This is a genomic window from Sphingobacteriaceae bacterium (genome assembly GCA_002319075.1).
Classification (GTDB): domain Bacteria; phylum Bacteroidota; class Bacteroidia; order B-17B0; family Aurantibacillaceae; genus Aurantibacillus.
In genome coordinates this window covers 3790007-3811722 of sequence record NVQB01000001.1, presented here as the reverse complement: position 1 = coordinate 3811722, position 21716 = coordinate 3790007, and the positions used below count along the sequence as shown (strand labels likewise).

Annotated in this window: 18 protein-coding genes; 9 read left to right on the top strand and 9 right to left on the bottom strand. The window is 38.9% G+C overall.

All coding sequences use genetic code 11. The features are described 5' to 3' along the window. Nucleotides 1-398: 398 nt before the first annotated feature. The 3 genes from CNR22_16475 to CNR22_16465 all read right to left on the bottom strand — a co-directional run bounded on the left by CNR22_16475 (nucleotide 399) and on the right by CNR22_16465 (nucleotide 5149). Entirely contained in the window at nucleotides 399-2783 is a 2385-nt protein-coding gene (locus CNR22_16475) for a patched family protein (protein PBQ33302.1), read from the bottom strand. Nucleotides 2784-2804: 21 nt separating this feature from the next. Further along, nucleotides 2805-3773, bottom strand: a complete 969-nt coding sequence (locus CNR22_16470) for a hypothetical protein (GenBank protein ID PBQ33301.1) — start codon at nucleotides 3771-3773, stop codon at nucleotides 2805-2807. Between the two features lie 272 nt (nucleotides 3774-4045). Continuing rightward, nucleotides 4046-5149, bottom strand: coding sequence for a hypothetical protein (locus CNR22_16465; GenBank protein PBQ33300.1), 1104 nt, complete (start codon nucleotides 5147-5149; stop codon nucleotides 4046-4048). A gap of 122 nt (nucleotides 5150-5271) precedes the next feature. Here CNR22_16465 and CNR22_16460 point away from each other — a divergent pair, with 122 nt between their 5' ends. From CNR22_16460 to CNR22_16445, 4 genes are all read left to right on the top strand, one after another. Next, the gene (locus tag CNR22_16460; GenBank protein ID PBQ33299.1) at nucleotides 5272-6528 is read left to right on the top strand and encodes an amino acid transporter; all 1257 of its coding nucleotides are present in this window, start codon (nucleotides 5272-5274) and stop codon (nucleotides 6526-6528) included. A 772-nt stretch (nucleotides 6529-7300) separates the two neighbouring features. Further along, a complete protein-coding gene (locus CNR22_16455) occupies nucleotides 7301-7894 on the top strand; it encodes an RNA polymerase subunit sigma-70 (protein ID PBQ33298.1) in 594 nt (197 codons plus the stop codon). A gap of 3 nt (nucleotides 7895-7897) precedes the next feature. Continuing rightward, a complete protein-coding gene (locus CNR22_16450; GenBank protein PBQ33297.1) occupies nucleotides 7898-8278 on the top strand; it encodes a hypothetical protein in 381 nt (126 codons plus the stop codon). Between the two features lie 212 nt (nucleotides 8279-8490). Beyond that, nucleotides 8491-10962 carry a hypothetical protein gene (locus CNR22_16445; protein PBQ33296.1) on the top strand — a complete coding sequence of 824 codons (2472 nt, stop codon included), beginning with the start codon at nucleotides 8491-8493 and terminating at the stop codon, nucleotides 10960-10962. Between the two features lie 370 nt (nucleotides 10963-11332). Here CNR22_16445 and CNR22_16440 read toward each other — a convergent pair whose 3' ends face one another. From CNR22_16440 to CNR22_16425, 4 genes are all read right to left on the bottom strand, one after another. Continuing rightward, nucleotides 11333-12262, bottom strand: coding sequence for a hypothetical protein (locus CNR22_16440; GenBank protein ID PBQ33295.1), 930 nt, complete (start codon nucleotides 12260-12262; stop codon nucleotides 11333-11335). A gap of 74 nt (nucleotides 12263-12336) precedes the next feature. Then, the gene (locus tag CNR22_16435) at nucleotides 12337-12957 is read right to left on the bottom strand and encodes a 16S rRNA (guanine(527)-N(7))-methyltransferase RsmG (GenBank protein PBQ34931.1); all 621 of its coding nucleotides are present in this window, start codon (nucleotides 12955-12957) and stop codon (nucleotides 12337-12339) included. Nucleotides 12958-12960: 3 nt separating this feature from the next. Continuing rightward, nucleotides 12961-13584, bottom strand: coding sequence for an RNA polymerase subunit sigma-24 (locus tag CNR22_16430; GenBank protein PBQ33294.1), 624 nt, complete (start codon nucleotides 13582-13584; stop codon nucleotides 12961-12963). Beyond that, on the bottom strand, nucleotides 13572-14765 hold the full coding sequence (locus tag CNR22_16425) for a glycosyl transferase family 2 (GenBank protein PBQ33293.1): 1194 nt from the start codon (nucleotides 14763-14765) through the stop codon (nucleotides 13572-13574). The genes CNR22_16430 and CNR22_16425 overlap by 13 nt, the downstream gene beginning before the upstream one ends. Nucleotides 14766-14787: 22 nt before the next feature. Between CNR22_16425 and CNR22_16420 the strand changes: the two genes are divergently transcribed. Genes CNR22_16420 through CNR22_16405 form a run of 4 tightly spaced genes read left to right on the top strand, consistent with a single transcriptional unit; the run spans nucleotide 14788 to nucleotide 19285 of the window. Further along, nucleotides 14788-15453, top strand: a complete 666-nt coding sequence (locus CNR22_16420; protein PBQ33292.1) for a 2-deoxyglucose-6-phosphatase — start codon at nucleotides 14788-14790, stop codon at nucleotides 15451-15453. Between the two features lie 53 nt (nucleotides 15454-15506). Then, complete coding sequence (locus CNR22_16415; protein ID PBQ33291.1) at nucleotides 15507-16637, top strand: tRNA guanosine(34) transglycosylase Tgt; 1131 nt, start codon at nucleotides 15507-15509, stop codon at nucleotides 16635-16637. Next, the gene (locus CNR22_16410; GenBank protein PBQ33290.1) at nucleotides 16637-17758 is read left to right on the top strand and encodes a hypothetical protein; all 1122 of its coding nucleotides are present in this window, start codon (nucleotides 16637-16639) and stop codon (nucleotides 17756-17758) included. Before CNR22_16415 ends, CNR22_16410 begins: the two co-directional genes overlap by 1 nt. A 12-nt stretch (nucleotides 17759-17770) precedes the next feature. Continuing rightward, nucleotides 17771-19285 carry a hypothetical protein gene (locus CNR22_16405; protein PBQ33289.1) on the top strand — a complete coding sequence of 505 codons (1515 nt, stop codon included), beginning with the start codon at nucleotides 17771-17773 and terminating at the stop codon, nucleotides 19283-19285. Nucleotides 19286-19431: 146 nt separating this feature from the next. On the opposite strand, the gene CNR22_16400 is transcribed toward CNR22_16405, so the two are convergent. Further along, complete coding sequence (locus CNR22_16400; GenBank protein ID PBQ33288.1) at nucleotides 19432-20064, bottom strand: hypothetical protein; 633 nt, start codon at nucleotides 20062-20064, stop codon at nucleotides 19432-19434. A gap of 108 nt (nucleotides 20065-20172) precedes the next feature. Here CNR22_16400 and CNR22_16395 point away from each other — a divergent pair, with 108 nt between their 5' ends. Next, nucleotides 20173-20676 (top strand): hypothetical protein, encoded by a 504-nt coding sequence (locus CNR22_16395; GenBank protein PBQ33287.1) that lies wholly within the window; start codon nucleotides 20173-20175, stop codon nucleotides 20674-20676. 734 nt (nucleotides 20677-21410) lie between these two features. Here CNR22_16395 and CNR22_16390 read toward each other — a convergent pair. Further along, on the bottom strand, nucleotides 21411-21629 hold the full coding sequence (locus tag CNR22_16390; protein ID PBQ33286.1) for a hypothetical protein: 219 nt from the start codon (nucleotides 21627-21629) through the stop codon (nucleotides 21411-21413). Nucleotides 21630-21716: the final 87 nt, after the last annotated feature.

Below are 21716 nucleotides of genomic sequence, written 5' to 3'. Positions count from 1 at the left end.
CAACACTATTGTGAATTACAAAGACAACAAAAGTAAAGATGCCATAACCGGAAAGAAGGAGTGTCTTGTTTTTCGCTTCGAATTGCCTTGTATCAAAGGGTTGAAGAAAAATAACGATGAAAGACAGATAAACACATAAAATAAAACCACTCAGTACTTTTCTTTTTATGGACGCGGTAAAATGTATCTGTTTTTTTAAAGAATTGAATATATAGCCAGTAGGTAAGATTATATCAGGAATAAAAATTTGCCGCGCAAATATTAGTTTTATTTCTCAAATAAGCGCATAAATCTTTTTTGTACCTGTCAACCTTAGAACCTTACGCAAGAAAATATCCTTGTGCTAGCGCAACGCTTTACCTGGAACCGGAAGTAATAAAACTCTCAACCCGAAGTAATTAAATATCCGAAAGATCTTTCCCGCGTTCTTCGATACTTTCTTCCATATCGATGAGGGGCTCTTCGGTAATTTCTTTATTGAGCGATTTACGGTGAATGGAAAGTAAAATAGCCGGTAAAAGTATGAGGTTAGTAAACATGGACATTAACAGCGTTAATGACACTAAAATCCCCATGGCCGCTGTTCCGCCAAAGCTGGATGCTGTGAAGATAGCGAACCCGCAGAATAAAATAATAGAGGTGTAAACCATGCTCAAACCGGTTTCTTTAATAGCCGCAGAGATGGCTTGTGAAGCATCCTGCCCTACCTTCTTTAATTCCTGCCTGTACTTGGAGAGAAAATAGACGGTACCGTCGGAGGAGATCCCAAAGGCAATACTGAAAATCAAAATCGTAGAAGGTTTGAAACGAATATCAAGGAAACCCATTACCGCTGCCGTAATAACTAAGGGAATTAAACAAGGCAACTTTGATAATAAAATAATACGCACCGAACGGAACAGGGCGATTCCTACTATAGCAATTAAAATAATTTCAATTACCAAACTCTCAATTAAATTATCTAAAAGATAGTCGTTACTTTTTAAGAATACTAAACTGTGACCGGTTGTAGTTACCTTGTAATCTGCCGGAGGAAAAATCGAATCTATTTTTGGACGTAACTCTAACATCAAAGCGTCCATACGTTTAGACCCAATATCCTTTGCCTGGTAAGAAACACGTGTTATTTGTTTTGAGGTATCGATAAAGTTTTGCAGTCTGCTATTCGCACCTGACAAGCCACCGGTAAAACTTTTCAATTCTTTTAAATCCGAAACCGGAGGCAACTTGTAATATTTTGCATCACCGCCACGGTAACCCTGGTAGGCAAATTTAATTCCCTCAACTATAGAGAAAGGTTTACTAAACACACTATCGTAGCCGGCAAAAACCTTTTGCATGCGTTGAATTTTATAAAGCGCTTTTGCATTGTCGGCAAAAAGTCCGTTTGGTTTTTTTGTATCGATAGCAATTTCAAAAGGAAGCACTCCCTTAAAATTTGTCTCGAAGAAATGCAGGTCGGTGTAAACAGGATCTTTTTCAGGAAGGTCATCCACCACATAGCCATTCATATCAATAAAGGTCATGCCCCAGAAGGAAATCAAAGTGATGATGGTGGTTACAATGTAAATAGCCGGTCTGCGCTTTTGCACAAGTTGATCAACCAGATCTAATACTTTATTGATGCGTTTTCCTTCCTGGTGTTTGGTATGCTTTGCCTTAGGTGTTGGAAGCACATTTAAAATAATTGGAATCAAAATGAGCGTGATAACGTAAGTAGTCATAACACTTATTGCGGCCACTACGCCAAACTCAACAAGCATAGAACTTTTGGTGAAATACAAAACACCAAATCCAATAGCCGTAGTAATGTTGGCCAAGAATAAAGTAACGCCAATAGTTTCTATACTGCGTTGAAGGGCTTTCATCTTATTACCATGAGCTAAAAATTCTGCATGGTATTTATTGATGAGGAAGATACAATTGGGAAGTCCGATTACCATAATAAGGGGGGCAATCAACCCTGAAAGTACAGTGATCTTGTAACCGAAAAGCTCCATGATTCCGATGGACCATACAACTCCGATAACCACCACAATTAAGGAAAAGATCACCGTTGTTACAGAACGGAAAAACATCCATAAAATAAATGCTGTTACTAATACAGCCAACACGAGAAATAAAGTCATTTCATGCGAAACCTTGGTCATCAGCTGCGAACGGATGTAAGGCATTCCTGAATAATGCATTTCAAGGTTGTGTTTGCTGGCAAAGGCATCCCCTAAATTTTTGATCTCCTCCACAATGGTGAGACGACGTTTAGAATCTAGATCTTTTTTCTTGAAAGTGATCATCAACAAAGTAGCGCCTGTTTCTTTGTTGTATACAAACCCTTCGTAGAAAGGCATGTTGAGGATTTCTGCTTTTAAACTGTCTACTTCTTTTTGAGAAGTAATAGGATTCTGAACAAGCGGAATCATCTGGAATTTTTCGAGACTGTCGTTCTTTACCAATTTAAAAATAGTTGGCAGCGACATCACCTCTTTAATACCCTGAATATTTTTTACCGCTTTACTGAGTTCGTGCCAGTCGCGGAATTTTTCGTATTGGAAAAGATTTTTATCTGCAAAGCCCATAACCATGACGTTGCCATCTTCACCAAACTGTTTTTTAAAATTCTGATAACCAATAAACGTACTATCGTTGTCCGGTAAAATTTTTGCGAATTCGTAAGAAAGCTCCATACGCGAAGCCTGGTAGCCCATAAATACTGTAGCCAGTAAAACAACAATGGTAAAAATTAATTTATTCCTTAATAAAACTGCTGAAAAAATCTTCCACATAATTGGTTCGCTTATATCTTTTTAATGTAGTACTCTTTTTTTAATCATTCCGCCCTTGGTGTCCTTTATGCTGTTCATGATCACAAAGGCAGCAGGGTCAATCTTTTCAATTTCCGTATTCAACTTCGCTACCTCCAAACGTGTGATAACTGTATACAAAATATCTATCTCCCCTTTCTTATCACCCGTTTTCCCAAAGCCTCTGGACCCCTTGTAAACCGTTACTCCGCGACCAAGATCTTCAGTAATCATAAGCCTTAGCTCCTCATTCTTCGCCGAAATAATAGTAACACCGGTATATTCCTCAATCCCCTCAATTATAAAATCTACGGTTTTTGAGGCGCTAAGATACGCTAAAATTGAATATAATGCCGTTTCAAAAGACAGTAACCAGGCCGCAAATGAAAATATAATAATGTTCACAATCATAATGATGTCGCCGATAGTAAGCCCAGTACGCTTGCTAAATGAGATGGCCATTACCTCGGTACCGTCGATCACTCCCCCGCCCCTCATGGTTAGGCCGATTCCAGCTCCCAGGAAAAAGCCTCCGAAGACAGAAACCAGTAATTTATCGGTGGTTAAAATGGGAAAATCGACCAGTGCTAAAACGATGGCAAGGCCCAGGATGCCACAGGTAGTCTTGATTACAAAGTTTTTACCGATCTGTGTATAGCCTAATATTATAAAAGGAATATTTAATAAAACGATAAGAATAGACAGATTTATACCAGTAACAGCCGATATAAGCAGAGAGATACCGGTGATACCCCCGTCGATAAAATCGTTAGAAAGTAAAAAACTCTTTAATCCGAAAGCCGCTGAGAATACGCCAAGCAACATTAAACACCCATTTATTACTTCCCGTTTAAAAAGACGTTTTAAAATAATAAAAGCCTTAGCCTTCTCTCTGGCAGTTCTGGCGCGCTCCGACCTTTTATCGAGACGCTTGACTGCTTTTTCACCAATATTTTCGAATAAGGGACTCATAGGTTAATAATACAGACTATCCCTGAAAAAACCAATTAGAATATACTTAGAATTGCGGAAACGTAAAGCGGCATTGACCCGAAGCCCTGCACCCAGTAGCATGCTTAATTATCAGAAAATAGATAAATTACGTTAATGGTAAAGATTCTCTGTTAAAAAAAATGCTGTGACCTCTCATTCATTCCTCCTTCAAGCCCCTTCACAAAGTGCAGCAGAATGGAGTTGCGGCATTCTTTGTTCCTTAATAAGGCATTAACCGATACCACAATCTCCTAGTCTTTTTTACCAAATAACTTTTTAATTTTATCCCACATGCGGGTCGATTGTTTTTCTTCCTTTTGATCTCCGATCAAATAGCCATACGGTTTCAACGCCGGCACTTCATCAAAGATAATTTTAGCGACACCCAACATAGGTAAAAAGAGCACCATACCAGCCACGCCCCAAAGTATGCCGCCGATGAGCAAAATTAAAATTGTAAAAAATCCACTTATGCTAACTTCTCCTCCAATGATATACGGTTCGATAAAATAATTGTCTATGCCTTGAATGATAAGCACCACAACCAATGAGCCAATAGCGACCTGGCTTGAATCTTCAGTTACTAATGCAACAGCAAAAGGAAAAAGTCCCCCCACGATAGATCCTACATAAGGCACAATCGTTAACAAGGCTGCTATAAAAGCCAAAAGAAATGCATTTTTTAAACCGACAATTAAAAATCCACTAGTAAATAAAGCTGTAAAAATCAAAATGGAAAGCGCTCTGCCAGTAAGATAGCTCTGCGAGACCTTACTGATTTTATGAATTACTTTTTTGGCTTCGTCGGGTTCTGTGTCTGTGCAGAGCTGGATAAAAAAAGACTCATATTTTTCGCGCTGAAGCAAAAATAAAAAGGTGAAAATAAGTACTATAACAGATGAGCCAAGAATACCGGCGGCTCCCGCGAAAATAGATTTAATAACCTCCTGAGCGGAGGAGCCTGCAGATTTTACCTGTTTATCGATTAACTCATCTTGTTTTGCTTCGGGTATATTCAATTTCTCGCTGATATAGTCCTGGGCCTGTTTCATAAACTCCTGTGATTTTTTTTCGATGGCTGGAAATTCATCGGCGAGTTTTTTAGATTGCATGTACACAAGGAATCCAATTCCAAAAGTAACGACGACGATAATCAGCAAAGAAATAAGTACCGTCCAAATCCTTTTCACTCCATGCTTTTCCATCTTATTAGACATGCCCGTAAATAACATGGCGAAAAAAGCCGCAAAGGCTATAGGAATCAGGACCTTTTGTGCGAAATATAATATCACGCAAATTAAAATTCCGCAAAGCAGAAAATTGTTTACTTGTTTTAAAGATACTTTTGAAATCATAGTTTCATAAATAAAATCAAAACCAATACCATAGTTAATTTATTAATAAGTGATCTCAAAGTGGGGACATCCCCCCGAAAGTGGAAATATATTCCCGCTTTTGTTTGCGAAATCGTGGAAGAATGTTGCGAACCATTTTTGATATACTTAATGGAAAAATGGCAGAATTAAAACGAACTTTAAGACTTGGAGAAGTTATTTTCTTTGCATCCGGCGTTATAATTGGTGCAGGTATTTATACCGTAATTGGAAAAGCAGCCGGACTGGGGGGCAATATGCTTTGGCTTTCCTTCGCTATTGCATCACTCACTGCCTTACTCACTATTTTTGCCTACGCAGAATTAAGTGCTATGTATCCAAAAGCAGGAGGAGAATTTTTTTATGTAAAAGAAATTCTGGGGAAAAAATTTGCGTATGTTATTGGGTGTGTGGTCGCACTGGGCGGCATAGTGGGAGCAGCCACCATCGCTATCGGATTTTCAGGCTATTTGGCCGAACTTATCGATTTTAATAAACTTATTGCCGCGCTTTTAATTACCGCCTTTATACTGCTGGTAAACACTATCGGAATTAAACAGTCGTCCTTGTTTAATATCATTTTTACGATCATCGAAGCTTGCGGACTCATCTTTGTGATCTATTGTGCAATTAATTTAAGTGAAGACCTGGAATTTTTTAAACTTCCACCCGGAGGTGTAAATGGTATTTTATCTGCAGCTGCACTGGGATTCTTTGCCTTTACAGGTTTTGAAGACACCGTAAAACTGGCGGAGGAAACTAAAAATCCTGCCACCACCATTCCAAAAGCACTTTTTTCTTCAGCAACAATTGTTATCTTATTATATATCATAATAGCATTAAGTTCAGTAAGTGCCATTTCTTTTGAAGAACTCGAAAAGTCAGACAGTCCACTGGCAGACATTGCAGAAAAAAAATTCGGTCGCCCAGGCGCCATCGGGCTCGCTGTAGTTGCATTATTTTCAACCAGTAATTCATTATTGTCAAATATGCTTGGCGCCTCGCGTATTGTTTATCAAATGGCAAAAGAAAGTTCAAGTAGAAACGTATTGTCTAAAATATCTGAAAAGAGACAAACCCCTATTCCAGCCCTATTGCTTTGCGCCTGCTGTTCAGGAGGATTTATCTTTATTGGCGACATTAAAAGTGTTGCCCTTATCGCTAATTTTTTTGTTTTCGCAACCTTCTTAACCATTAATATCACTGTTATTTGCGGACGTTTTACGAAGAGCAAAGAGGAGCGACCATTCCGCATTCCACTAAACATCAAAAATGTGCCTGTGATAAGCGGCGTTGCTGTTTTGATGTTATTAGTACTCATAGGATATGCGGTCACAAACCTTTCACATTTTATAGAATAGTTTCAAAAGATCTGGCACGGTTTTTTCAATATGAACTGTGGAAGGATTTTTTATGGTTGCGTACAAACAACCCGTCCTGGGAGAAATCCCGCAAGAAAAATCCTTTTAGGGCCCTCGTTGGGCCCTTTTTTTACTTCTCGACTACGCTCGAAGTGACACGACTAAACACAAGCTGGCCTTAACATCCAGTGGATGTTAATCCTGCTCGAAGTGACACCGGCTACGCACAAGCTGGCCTTAACATCCACTGGATGTTAATCCTGCTCGAAGTGACACCGGCTACGCACAAGCTGGCCTTAACATCCACTGGATGTTAATCCTGCTCGAAGTGACACCGGCTACGCACAAGCTGGCCTTAACATCCACTGGATGTTAATCCTGCTCGAAGTGACACCGGCTACGCACAAGCTGGCCTTAACATCCACTGGATGTTAATCCTGCTCGAAGTGACACGACTACGCACAAGCTGGCCTTAACATCCACTGGATGTTAATCCTGCTCGAAGTGACACGACTAAACACAAGCTGGCCTTAACATCCACTGGATGTTAATCCTGCTCGATTGACACGACTACAAACAAGTCGGCCTTAACATCCACTGGATGTTAATCCTGCTCGATTGACACGACTACACACAAGCTGGCCTTAACATCCACTGGATGTTAATCCTGCTCGATTGACATCTCTTTTCACATTTCTTCACACTTGCTTCAAATAACCAATGAACTTTGTTTCGATCTTGGTGTACAGCTATTTAAGAACGAGCATTGCCCATGCCTGAAAGAAAAAACAAATTCGCCATATACCCCGACGAAGAATTAATGTTTCATCTGAGCAATGGAGAAGTTATGGCCTTTGATGAGCTTTACGAAAGATACAGCAGGCGCCTGATGATTTATTTCACACGCATGTTGAATTTTGATAAAGATCTTGCAGAAGATGCTTTGCAGGATTTGTTCTTAAAAATAGCGGAGCATCCTGAAAAGTTTGACCGAAGCCGTTCATTTAAGACCTGGATTTTTTCAGTGGCCTCTAACACTTGTAAAAATTATTACCGTCATAAACAAGTGGTTTTGCAGAGTCAGGACGAGATATTTTATCTGGATACAAAGGTAAACGAAAGTAGTTTTTTAAAACTAGCGAACAAACTCGATGCCGTTGAATTTAGAAAAATGTTAGAGGAAACACTAGAGGAATTGCCACCAGAAAAAAAAGAAGCATTTATTTTAAAATACCAGGAAGAAAAAACAATTGCAGAAATCGCTTTCATACAGAATTGCCCGGAAGGCAGCGTAAAATCGAGACTGCATTATACTTTAAAAATCCTGGAAGACAGATTGCAGATATTTAATCCCGTAATACATTAAAACATGGACAGAAAGAAAGAACTTGATAATTTTCTCGGAGAGATACTATCAGTGGAAGCATCAGAGATAGAAAGTCCAAACCCTGCTTTAATTTTTGCAGCGCGTGAAAGAGTACTTGCAAGAAAAAAAGTAGAAACGGCAAACACTTCTTTTTTAGAAAGATTTTTACTATTCTTTAAACTGGATTTTAAATTTTACCACGTGGGTCTATCGTTACTATTGATCTCAGCCGGAATTTTCTATTTGAATGAACCTAATTACACTTCAAACAGTGCAGGAAATTTTATTTCCTATGATGAGTCGCTATCTATTAAAAACACTACGATATCTGTAAATAGTTCTACAATGCTTACCAGTATTCCCACACTGGTAATTCGCAACTAACTACGTTTCATTTCATAAAAATAACTTTTGCGTCCATCACCCTGAACGTGCTAAACGTACTTTGCCCAGAAAAATGACAAAAACACATTCCGATACCCGCTCTCCTTAAGAACTGATCACTAAATTCTTTTCCAGGTTTAAAATTTTTCTTTTCGGAGAAGCGAATTTCTATTGTCTTAATGCAAGCTTAAACTCACTAACAAACCACAAACATGTCTGCTCCTAAAAAACCTTTTTTAAAAGCTCCCGTTGTTTCATCCGCCGATCTACCCTTTCAGTATGTCTCTTTCCTTACGCAGCGAAGCGCTTTATGGCTGATTGGCATAGTAGCGTTTACTTTTTACATTACGTCTATTAACGGCGAATACGCCCTCGATGATGGCATTATCATTCATCAAAACGATCATGTAGTTAAAGGTGTAAGAGGCATAAAAGACATTTTGATGAAAGACGCATACGAAAGTTTTTACAGGCGTATGTGTGCTACAGATCAACTGGCGGGCGGACGGTACAGACCATTGTCAGCCGTGAGCTTTGCCATTGAACAGGAATTCATTGGTCCGTACAGAACCGGACTGTATTTAAAACGCGAAGACTCGAATAAGAACGGTATGCTGGATGCAGGACAGGTTAACTTCACAACCCCTTGCGGCCGGCCAGAAACCAATTACGAGTACAATGATTTTGTAGATCTGAACTTCGACGGCTCGGCACAACCTAATGAATGTTATAACTGCTGGGATAAAAATAAAAACTTTAAAGACGAACCAGAAGAAGACATTAACAAAGACGGAATTTTTAATGAAATCGATTGTCAACTCTATGGTGCAGGCGTACGTCACTTTAATAACATCTGGTGTTTTGCCTTAGGCTGTATGTTTTTGTACCTGGTTTTTTCGCGTTATTTTTTCCGAAGCCAACCTGACCTTGCTTTTTTAGCTGCATTGTTATTTACGATGCATCCGATACATTCAGAGGCAATTGCCAATGTAAAAAGCCGTGACGAACTCTTTTCTTTGATATTTATTGCATTGACTTTCTTTTATACTTTCCGGTATTTAGAAACAAAAAAAACCATTCACATTTTCTGGTGCAGCCTCATGCTCTTGCTTGCATTGCTATCAAAGGAATACGCGGTTATGCTTTTATTTATTATTCCATTGTCTGTTTATTTTTTCACACAAAATGATTTTGACTTTAGAACCTTTAAAAAAACAGAACAATTTAAACCTGCGCTGTATGTCACATTTGCCTTCGTGCTTTGTGCCCTTATTATGACATACATTAAAAGAGATTTTGATGTTCATGCTATGCCCGGTGCCAAACCTGTACGTTCCTTTTGGTTATTTCCTTTTCTTTTTATTGGCGTTGTTGTTTTTTTTATGGGAGTAAGCAAAAAGAATAATTTTCTAAAATTGATGAGCTGGTTATTTTTCGTCGTGCTTATTTATATTGGGATGCGTTGGATGGCTGTAAAATTAAAACCAGGTGTGCCGGATACCGAAATCCTCAACAACCCTTATTTGCTGGCAACCGGTGAAGAAAGATTTTGCACAAAAGTTTATGTTCTAATGAAGTACTTGATTTTACAGACATTTCCGCATCCTTTGTCGTCTGATTATTCTTTTGATTCCATTGCCTACAGACATTTTACGAGTTGGGATTTCATTCTTTCTCTTGTTATACATATTGGTATGGTCATACTCGCAATATATTACACTTTAAAAAAACACATACTTGGTTTTGCACTGATGACGTACATTTTATTTGCCCTGCTCATTGGCAACGTTCTTATGGATATTGGCGCGACCATGGGCGAACGTTTGATTTTTCATTCGTCCATAGGTTTTTGTATCGCTGCAGCTTACCTAATTTTGAAAGGACTGGATAAATTGTCGGTTCTTAAATTAAGCACGCGTAGACTGGCATTAAGTTTCTTCGTGTCAGTTGTGGGTTTTTTATTTGGCTGTAAAACCTGGGAAAGGAATTTTGATTGGAAAAACGATGTCACCTTATTTTTAAAAGATGTAAAGACCATGCCGAATTCAGTGCTTTGCCTTGGCAATGCCGGCGCGCGATACGTTGATCTTTCGAACACAAGAGATATTATTGGATATAAAAAACCGGGCTACGATACCACGTTTAACGATTTTAACGGCACCCTGAAAAATATTGATGAAGAGGTGAAATCAGGGAAGTACAAAACGAAGAATGAAGCCGTTTTAAATCATGGGGCTGAAGTTTTGAAACATGCGATAGAACTGCATCCGCGCTATGTGAATGGGTACCTTAATCTTGGACTACTCTATTTTAAATTGCACAAAGACTTTGAAGCACTCTTTTACTGGAAAAATGCAGAACGTTTGTATCCTAATAATCCCTACCTGCGCGGTTACTTCCAGGCGTTTGCGCAGGATCTAACGAATCGAGGAAACAGCAGTTATCACAGAGGACGTTTAGATTCGGCAGCCATAGCGTTTAATTTTCTGACTTTAGTAGAACCCCGGAATGCAGAAGCGTATTTTAATTTGGGGGGTATCTATTTTAACCAGGGTAAATATGATCTTGCTAAACGTAATTGGGATAAGGCTTTGCAGATTAATCCGAATTACACGGAGGTGAAAAAAGTCCTGCCGATGATACGGCCGGAGATGTTGACGCCCAGTCAACCGGTTGCTCCTTGATTTTACAGGGGGCTATGCTGCATCTTCTCGACTACGCAATCTTCTCGACTACGCTCGAAGTGACAACCTTCTTGACTGTGCAATCTTCTCGACTACGCTCGAAGGGACAATCTTCTCGACAGGGTAATCTTCTCGACTACGCTCGAAGGGACATCCTCTTGACTGTGCAATCTTCTCGACTACGCTCGAAGTGACATCCTTCTTGATTGTGCAATCTTCTCGACTACGCTCGAAGGGACAACCTTCTCGACAGGGTAATCTTCTCGACTACGCTCGAAGGGAGATCTTCTTGAGTGTGCAATCTTCTCGACTACGCTCGAAGTGACAATGCCAGGTGGATGTTAAGGCCAGAATGCGTATAGCCGAGCTCCTATAGCCCCACCGAGGCCCTTCGCTCCTGCAGCTTCTCCGGATCTTCCACAGGATAATAACTATGCTCCAGCGACTTTCCTTTGAGGTTGCGATAATATTGCGTGCCGTAAACCTGTTTTTCTCCTTTTGCAACTTTTATCTTATCAATATAAAAAGCAAGCGACTTCCATTCAATGTCACCCTTATCTGCAGCCTTTATTAAAAGCGGGAGGTATTTTTCACGAATACCTGTTGGAGCAAAACTTAAAATATAGAATGGCACAACCGATTGTTCGTGAACCTTATCTTTAGACGGATAACCGTACTTCGATAAAATGAAATCCAATATACGATAGCTTGCAGTATCGGTCATGTAGAGCTCAAATTGCAGGCGCTCTCTTTTCTGAATATTAAATCCCGCTCTTGAAATACTGTCCAGCAAACCTTCATTACGTGCCTGGAAGACAGTATCAAGCAAGACCAATACTCCAGTAAGCGAATCGTTGGTTTTATTATTTTTATCAGTGTACTCGGTTTTAACCTGCCTTCCTTTTTCATAGTAGACATATTTCAAAACCTGCCCTGTGGTATCGTAATACTTCCACTTCCCAAAAAAGTAATAATGAACTTTATCTGTTTCATTATCTATACGTGCCTGACCTTTAAACTGAATTTTTTTATCCGGATAATAAAAGGTGGTTTTCAGTATTTTAAAACGCGAAACTTCTTTTCGCTCCAGGGTACCATCCAGCGTATAAAAATAAAATGTGCCTTTTGGATTTCCGTTCCTATAGCGTCCCTCAATGGATTTGGATGTTTTCGCAGAATCATTGTAGGTTATCCATTTACCGGTGCGCTGACCGTGTTTATTAAAGCGATTTAGTTTTTGAGAATAACTCAAATCGCAAAATAAAATTAAAAGCAGGAAGAGAAAAATTTTCTTTAACATGGGTTATTAAAGCTGGAGAAAATTATCTAAAATAAAACTATTTACCGAAAATATAAGTTAATAATGACAGATGCTTACATCTTAAAATAAACAACCTTCTTGGTCTCGAAAAATTCTTCCGAAAAAAAATCTTTTAAGTCATAAAATCTGGCCTGGTTAAAAAAGCGACCGAACTCTTCTTTTAAATCTCCTCCCTTTAAGTAAAGAATGCCATTTGGAAGATCGTTAAAATTTTCTTTGAGAAATTTATTTTTAACCCAGCTATGAAACACCGGAAACTCTGTAACAGCGCGGCTTACCACGAAATGAAACTTTTGATCCAGTTCTTCTGCACGTTTGTGATACGCTTTTACATTTTTTAAACCCAAAGCCGCAGCAACCTCCGTTACTACTTTTATTTTTTTACCTATACTGTCTACCAAAGTAAATTGTGTTTCCGGAAAAAGTATCGCTAAAGGAATACCCGGGAAACCACCACCAGTTCCCACATCCATCACCTGTGTACCAGGTTTAAACTGCATCACTTTCGCAATGCCTAAAGAATGTAAAATATGGCGTTCGTATAAAAGATCAATATCCTTACGTGAGATCACATTGATCTGCCCGTTCCACAAACTATAAAGATCAAATAGTTTTTCAAAATGTGAAACTTGTTCTGCTGGAAGTGCTGGAAAGTACTTATGAATAATGTCTATCACTTATTTTTTTCCTTCTGTGTGTTGAAATGCGTTGTAGAGTAGATCTCTTGCTCTGAAAAGCTGGGCCTTAATGGTTCCCAAAGGCAAATGCAATTTGTTAGCGATTTCTTCGTGACTCAATTCCTGGAAATAAAAGAGTTCGATCATCTCTTTGTATTTCGGCTTTAAATTATCTACCAGCACGCGAATATTTTCTATTTTTTGCTTTTTAATAAACGTTTCTTCAGGATCAAGCGAATGAGATTTGATGCTCGATGTGTAATCCAATCCTTCCGTTCCTTCTGTCTTATTATCTAAAGACAATGCGAAAGTCTGTTTTTTCTTGCGTAAAAAATCGATGGCGTTGTTACTGGCAATTTTAAATAACCAGGTACTAAAGGCAAAATCGGGACTATATTGATCCAGTTTTTTAAAAGCGCGGCCAAAGGCTTCGATTGTAAGATCTTCAGCATCATCTTTGTTATTGCACATCTTCATCATGGTGAAGAAAACGCTTTCCTTGTAGCGGTTCAGTAGCTCTGCGTAAGCTTTCTGATCATCCTTTTCGATAGCAAGCTTAACAAGTCTATAATCATAGACCGCCTTGGTGGTTAGTTTTTGCTCGTTATCTTCTAGTTCGTCCACTTGTTTGGTTTATAAAAGATTTTGCTAATATGAAAGATAGGATAAATAAATAAAAGAATCAACTCATAAAGCGCACTTCCTGCTAACAGGTCTTTTTCATTTAACTTTTTGCACGCTTTGTTCAACATTATCACCTGTACTAAAACCTTTAACAGAAGCAGGATTGGAATAAGCAAAACTGTTTGAAGCGAAAAACTTAAAGGGATTAAACTGAAATAAAAGAAGTATTGTGAAAAATAGTTAAAAGCTATTTTAGATTTAGAAGCAGAGGAATAGAGCGGCGCCGTTGTAAGGTGTCTTGTTTTTTGAAAATTCCATTGCTTAAAAGTTTTCTTAGGGCGTGAATAGGTAATAGCATCTTTCTCTATACACACATTTGTATTCACAGAGTTGCCGGCATTATTAACAAAAAGATCGTCGTCGCCTGAATTGATATGATAATGTTTAGAAAAGCCTTTTTCTTTAAAAAACAACTCTTTTGTGTAAGCCAGGTTTCGTCCCACTCCCATATAAGGCTTGTTTTTAATTGCAGAAGAAAGATAATTCACCCCGATAATAAAAGTATCGAAACGAATTAACTTATTTAAAAAGCCTTTGTGTTTTTCGTAAGCGCCATAGCCTAAAACGATTTCACGTTCTCCGGAAAATCCGGAGGCCATTTCCGCTAGCCAATTGTTGGACGAGGGATAACAATCGGCATCTGTAAATAAAAGGGCGTTATGTTTCGCTGCCTTAATTCCTACCAGCATGGCGAATTTTTTTCCATGCTTGTAATAAGCATCTTCTTTAATATTGGCTTTGCGAAGATTAGGGAAGATCTTTGCAAACTCATCTATCACGTTTTCGGTATTGTCGTAGCTACAGTCGTTTACCACTATTACTTCAAAATCGGGATATTCCTGCGTTAAAATCTTGGGAAGAAATTCCGTTAGATTTTCATCTTCATTTTTGGCGCAGATAATAATGGAAATAGGAGGCGTATTCGTTTCAGTGGTTAAACGCACATTTTTAAACAAAGAAAGGGGCAAGTAAGCAATACAGTAATTTATTACAAGTGTTATAAAACCAAGAAAAGCCAGGACACTCAGTATTTCAGGAAGTCCGGCAGCATTAAAGTCAGGAAAAAACATACTTGGTAAAGTTACCATAAGCCCAAGCCACAAAATAGAATATCTTTGCATTGTTTAAACAAAATAATTAACAATGCAGGGACTGATAAAAGCCGTGATTTTCGATATGGATGGCGTTTTAATTGAAAGCGAATACCTCTGGAGGAGAGCCATGATTGCCGGATTTAAGGAATTTGGAATGGAACTTACTGAAGATGATTGCCGTAAGACCATGGGATTAAGGATTGGCGAAGTGATCGAAAGTTGGTTATCGCATTTTAAAAAGGAACATTTGGTGGCAGATGAGATAGAAAAGCGTATCATTTCGCGACTTTTAGAGCTTATAGACCAGGCTGGAAATTTTATTCCCGGAATTCCTGCCTTACTGGCCTTCTGCGAAGAAAAAAAACTAAAGGTCGGCTTAGCAACATCGTCTTCAAAGCTCTTAATGAAAACTGTTTTAAAAAAGTTAGACCTTGGCAATACCTTTCATTCGACAATTTCTGCAGAGCACATGCCTTATGGCAAACCGCATCCTCAGGTGTTCCTGGACTGTGCCGGTGAATTAATTGTAAATCCACAGCAATGTTTGGTTATTGAAGATTCGCTAAATGGTGTTATTGCAGCCAAAGCCGCACAAATGAAAGTGATTGCAGTTCCGGATGATGAACACAACCACCTGAAAGGATTTGCTGTGGCGGATTATACCTTGAAAAACATGCACGAAGTTTTAGGATTATTTAAAACATTATTTCCCTGATTAGCAGCATAAACCCTTAGCTGCAAACACTAAATTTTTATCTTTACAGGATTTTGAAATTTTCGCTCTTACATAACGACAAAGACACCAAAGCCCGCGCCGGGCTTTTGGAAACCGATCACGGCGCTATTGAAACGCCTATTTTTATGCCCGTTGGAACTGCAGGAACAGTGAAAGCTGTTCATCAACGCGAACTGAAGCAGGATATTGAAGCACAGATCATTTTAGGAAATACTTACCATCTGTACCTGCGTCCGGGTTTGGATGTGATTGGACAAGCTGGTGGACTGCACAAGTTTAATGGTTGGGACGGTCCGATTTTAACGGATAGCGGTGGTTACCAGATTTTTTCACTCGCTGCACAACGCAAACTCAAAGAAGAAGGTGCCACTTTCAAAAGTCACATTGACGGTAGTAAACATTTTTTTTCACCAGAAAGTGTGATGGATATTCAGCGCATAATCGGCGCGGATATTATTATGGCTTTTGATGAATGTACGCCCTACCCTTGTGATTTTAAATACGCTAAAGATTCACTTGCCCTTACACATCGTTGGTTAGACCGCTGCATATCACGCTTTAACGAAACAGAACCAAAATATAATTATACTCAAGCCCTGTTCCCAATCGTGCAGGGAAGTGTTTATAAAGATCTTCGCATTGAGTCTGCCGAATACATTGCTTCCAAAAATGCTTTTGGAAATGCGATTGGAGGCTTAAGTGTGGGAGAGCCTGCAGAAGATATGTATGCAATGACGGAAGTAGTGACTGATATTCTTCCGAAAGACAAACCCCGCTATTTAATGGGTGTGGGAACACCCGTAAATATTCTCGAAAGTATTGCTTTAGGAATTGATATGTTTGATTGCGTAATGCCCACAAGAAATGCCCGTCACGGGTTACTTTTTACTTCGCAGGGTATTATTAATATTCGCAACGAGAAATGGAAAAACGATTTTTCTCCGCTCGATGAACATGGAACCAGCTTTGTAGATAAAGAATATTCGAAAGCTTATCTCAGACATTTATTGGTTTGTAATGAATTACTAGCCGCGCAAATTGCAAGCGTTCACAATCTTGCTTTTTATCTCTGGCTGGTAAAGGAAGCCCGCAAACGTATTATTGATGGTACTTTTTCAGAGTGGAAAACAAAAATGGTAAAACAAGTAGCCCAACGTTTGTAATGTTTTTAAAAATATTAGATAGATATATTTTAAAAAAGTTCCTCACGACTTTCTTCTTTTCTATTACCCTCATTTTGATGATCTTTATTGTATTCGACATTAAAGACAAATTGCCCACTTTTACCACCAAGGATATTCCGTTAAAAGAAATCATCTTAGATTATTACCTGATGTTCATTCCTTATTACGGAAATTTCTTCAGCCCGCTTTTCATTTTTATATCGGTTATTTTCTTTACTTCCAAAATGGCTCAGCAAACCGAGTTCATTGCTATTTTAAGCAGTGGAGCCAGTTTTAACAGAGTGCTGCGTCCCTATTTGATTGGAGCCTTTATTATTTCTTTTGGATCGCTCATTCTTAATCATTTTTTTCTTCCCAAGGCCTTTAAAATAAAAATAGGTTTCGAAGATAAATGGATCAACAACAATTATGTAAACGAAGAACAAAACATTCACCGGAAAATCGGACCGAACACCATTCTTTACATTCAAAGCTACGACAACCACGTTAACACCGGTTACAAAGTCAGTCTTGAAGAGGTGGTGGACAATAAACAAAAATATTTTCTGAGCGCAGACAATATGATTTGGGACACGCTTTCAAGTGAGTGGATTTTTACGAATGTTCGCGAGAGAACCATTAAAATGCAGGATCACCTCGATACCTTGAAGAATCAAAAACCCATTTACTCGCAGGTTCATAAATTTTCGCCTGCCAAAAAAATCAAACTCGAATTTTCACCCATTGATATGTGGCGCGATGAAAGCAAAATTGAAACCAAACCCTATTTTGAACTCAGAGACTACATTGAGCGGGAAAAAGCCAAAGGCTCGAGTCGCATTGTGCTGTATGAAGTAGAACTTTATAAACGCTCTTCGTTTCCCTTTGCCACTTTTATTCTTACCATCATTGGCGTATGCGTGTCTTCAAGAAAAGTACGGGGTGGTGTTGGATCGCAAATTGCACTTGGACTCTTTCTCAGTTGTATATACATCATGCTGATGTATATATTTATGACCATTGCTACCACTACCAGTGCCCCTCCTCTTTTAGCGGTCTGGGTTCCCAACATTGTTTTTTCCTGCGTCGCACTTTACTTTTACAGGGTGGCTCAAAAATAATTTTCTTTTACTATGAAACAGATTCAATGGTTTAAAAATCACTACACACCTTTAAATCAATTATTGATCATTGGTTTTATCATCCGCATGTTTTCAGTGATCTTTAGCAAAGGATTCGGATGGCATGATGATCATTTTCTGATTATTGAACCTGCACAAAACTGGGCGGATGGTTTTGGCAATAACTGGATTCCTTCAGACGAAAATCCGGATGTTCAACCTCAGGGCCACTCTTTTTTTTACATCGGACTTCACTATTACATTTTTAAGATCTGTGCGTTCTTGCATATCAGCGACCCACAGTCAAAAATGTACATCGTGCGCTTCCTGCATGCAGTATGGTCGCTACTGATTATCAAATATGCTTATAAAATCACAGAGCAATACGCAACTAAAAAAGTTGCCTGGTATGTGGGTGTCTTTATTACATTTTACTGGTTCATTCCGTTTACCAGTGTGCGCAATCTTGTAGAATTTGTTTCTGTTCCCCCTTTTTTAATTGCCATCTATATTTTAAAGAAGCAAGATCTTACTTACAAACATTTTTTAGCTGCCGGGTTTTGGCTGGGAGTGGCTTTCTCCATAAGGTTTCAAACGCTTTTTATTACTGCAGGAGTGGGACTTGCGCTCTTGATTTATAAAACGTCTTTTAAAAATAGTGTACTCTTAATTCTGTCTTTTTTCTCAGTGGTACTGTTAACACAGGGATTAATAGATTTTATCATCTGGAAAAGGCCCTTTGCTGAATTTTCATCCTATGTAGAATACAATATCAATAATGCCAGCACTTATGGCACTGACAACTGGCACATGTATTTTGACCTGATCTTCGGTCTGCTTGTTCCACCCTTAAGTATTGTTTTATTCGCAGGTTATTTTGTAAGCTGGAAAAAAATGCCGCTGATCTTTTGGCCAACCTTGATCTACCTGGCTTTCCACACCTACTTTCCAAATAAACAAGAACGTTTCATCATGACTATTTTACCTTTAATTATTATTTCAGGTACAGTAGGTATGTTTATGCTTTACGAAAAATACTATGCGCGAATTAATCAAAAATTACTTCGTGGAAGTAAAATTTTTGTGATCGTTTTAAATTCCATTTTACTTTGCGTGCTAACGGTTTCGTACAGTAAACGCCACCGCGTAGAAGCCATGTCTTATCTTTACGACAAAGGCGGCTCAATTAATTTTATGATAGAAGACGGTACTAAAGAAGATGACTTTTTAATTCCGCCCTTATACTATTATGGAAAGTGGCCTTCCGTTTTTGGCATCACAAAATTAAATCCGGCTGACAGCGCTTTGAAATATTATAATGCTCAGCCCGACAGCAATAAGCCTACTTACGTGGTATTCTGGAAAGCCGAACATATGGAAAGTAGAGTTGACTCTTTAAAAAAACGTTTTCCAAAATTAGAATACGAGGCTACAATTGAACCGAGTTTGATTGATAAAACGCTACACTGGCTTAACCCCAGGGGAAATGATAATGAGACGGCACTGATCTACCGCTTACCTAAATAAACTTACGCAGATTGCACAGATAACGCCGATCTGTGCGCCTAAAATTAACGCAGATAAATTTCGTATCCTACGCATTTTTTATCTGGAACGAATGACTTTAAAATCTGCGTTATCTGCGGAATCAGCGTCTTGCCTCTAATAGCAGCTCAGTTCTCCATCCTTATTTTCTCGATCATCAAATGCTTCCGGAATTTATGAACCATCTCCGCCATATGAATTTCGCGCTCTTCCAATTCTTTTAAGGAAAGATCAGAAGCTTCTACTACAGGTTTTAGTTTTTCGAGATTTACCTTCATTTGTTCAAGAGCCGCCGAAGTGCTTTCCAGTTCTGTATCAGCAGATTCTTCTGAGTTCCGGGCAACTTTTAATTTTAATTCCATTTGCGAAATAAAATTTTCCACATAAGGAATCATGTCCCAGGGATTGTTCGGTGCATTCCACACAAAAGTAATGTTACAACGGCGACACTTGTATTTATTGCTTTTCCAGCCTTTTTCATTTGCTTCCGTGCCAATCACTTTCAAATTTGCATTGCTAAAACATTTCGGACACTGTGCATTGTCTTTTATCATGCCTTTTAAAAGTTCACGTTCCGAGCGCACTTCTTCCCGGTTCTTTGCATGCATATCCAACTGTTCGGTGAGCTTATCACAAACTTCCAGCATTTGTTTGTATTCATCATCCAAACGGTTTTCGATAATAAGTATCTCAGCTCGCTTTTTAAAATAGGTCACAAGCTTGGTAAGGTCGCGTTCTTCTGGCTTCAAGTTAGGATTCATAGATTCTCAAGTAGTCAAATATAATTAAATTCAAAATATAAGAAGGTTACTTAGAGACTGTAAAAAAGTCTGCTTTAATATGTAATTTTCCGGTAAAATATATTTTCCATGTATAAACAACAACTTTTGCAAAATCTTCAAAGAGAGATTTTTTTATTGAAACAAATGGCTCCGCTCATTGAGGAACGTGATCTGAGTTTTCGTCCTGCAGAAAAAATGCGCAGTACTTTAGAATTGATGCAATACTTGTCGGGTATTGGCGCCACCATGATGCGTTGGTTTGTGAAAAATGATTTAACGCCGGAAGAGTGGGTGAAAATCCGTGAACATCGCAAAACACTGACGCGCGAAAACTTCAAAGACTTTCTAGATAAACAAATGGAAGACATTGTGATGTATATGAATATGATCTCAGAAGAAGATCTGTTTAAAAAGGAAGTGGAGTTGCCATCCAAAGAAAAAATGGTTCTTGGTACTGCAATAATTAATGCTCCTATTAAGTGGCTGGCTGCATACCGCTATCAACTCTTTACTTATTTAAAAATGAATGGTAAATCAGATATCGGGACTAAGGAAGCCTGGACGATCTCGACTACGCTCGATCTGACATAAGGCCGGAGATCGTGAAATTGTCAAACCGAGCGTAGCAGCGAGATTGAACTTCGGGCCACTTCCGAAAATAGTAAACATGTCAAATCGAGCGTAGCAGCGAGATTAAACTTCGGGCCACTTCCGAAAATAGTGGGCTTGTCAAATCGAGCGCAGCCAGATTGAAAGGCGATCATAATCCGAAAATAGTGAACATGTCAAATCGAGCGCAGCGAGATGGAACGTCGATCATAATCTGAAAATAGTGAGCTTGTCAAATCGAGCGAGGTAGCGAGATTGAACTTCGATCATAATCCGAAAATAGTGGGCTTGTCAAATCGAGCGTAGTCGCGAGATTGAGCGTCGATCATAATCCGAAAATAGTGAACATGTCAAATCGAGCGCAGCGAGATTGAACGGCGATCATAATCCGAAAGTAGTGGGCTTGTCAAATCGAGCGTAGTAGCGAGATTGAACGGCGATCATAATCCGAACCTAGTGAACATGTCAAATCGAGCGCAGCCAGATTGAAAGGCGATCATAATCTGAAAATAGTGAGCTTGTCAAATCGAGCGAGGTAGCGAGATTGAACTTCGATCATAATCCGAAAATAGTGGGCTTGTCAAATCGAGCGTAGTCGCGAGATTGAGCGTCGATCATAATCCGAAAATAGTGAACATGTCAAATCGAGCGCAGCGAGATTGAACGGCGATCATAATCCGAAAGTAGTGGGCTTGTCAAATCGAGCGTAGTCGAGATTAGTCAACTCCAACCCATTTATTCTCTTTAATAGTATAAGAAAAGCCGTCGCTCATCTTATGAATTTGTGATTGCTTTTCTTTATCAAAAAAACTATCTTTTTCAGTGATGCGTAAACCTCCATTTTCACGTGTGAGGTAATTTACCAGGGCATCGATTGTGGGAGCAATATCGTGTAACCACATATCATCCCCCTCTTTTACAAATGCAGAACTCATAGCGTTTTTAATAAATGTAAGAAAACTTTATGCCAGTAGACAGCTTGTCCAATGCATATATACCCTATTAAATCATTATATTCGTTT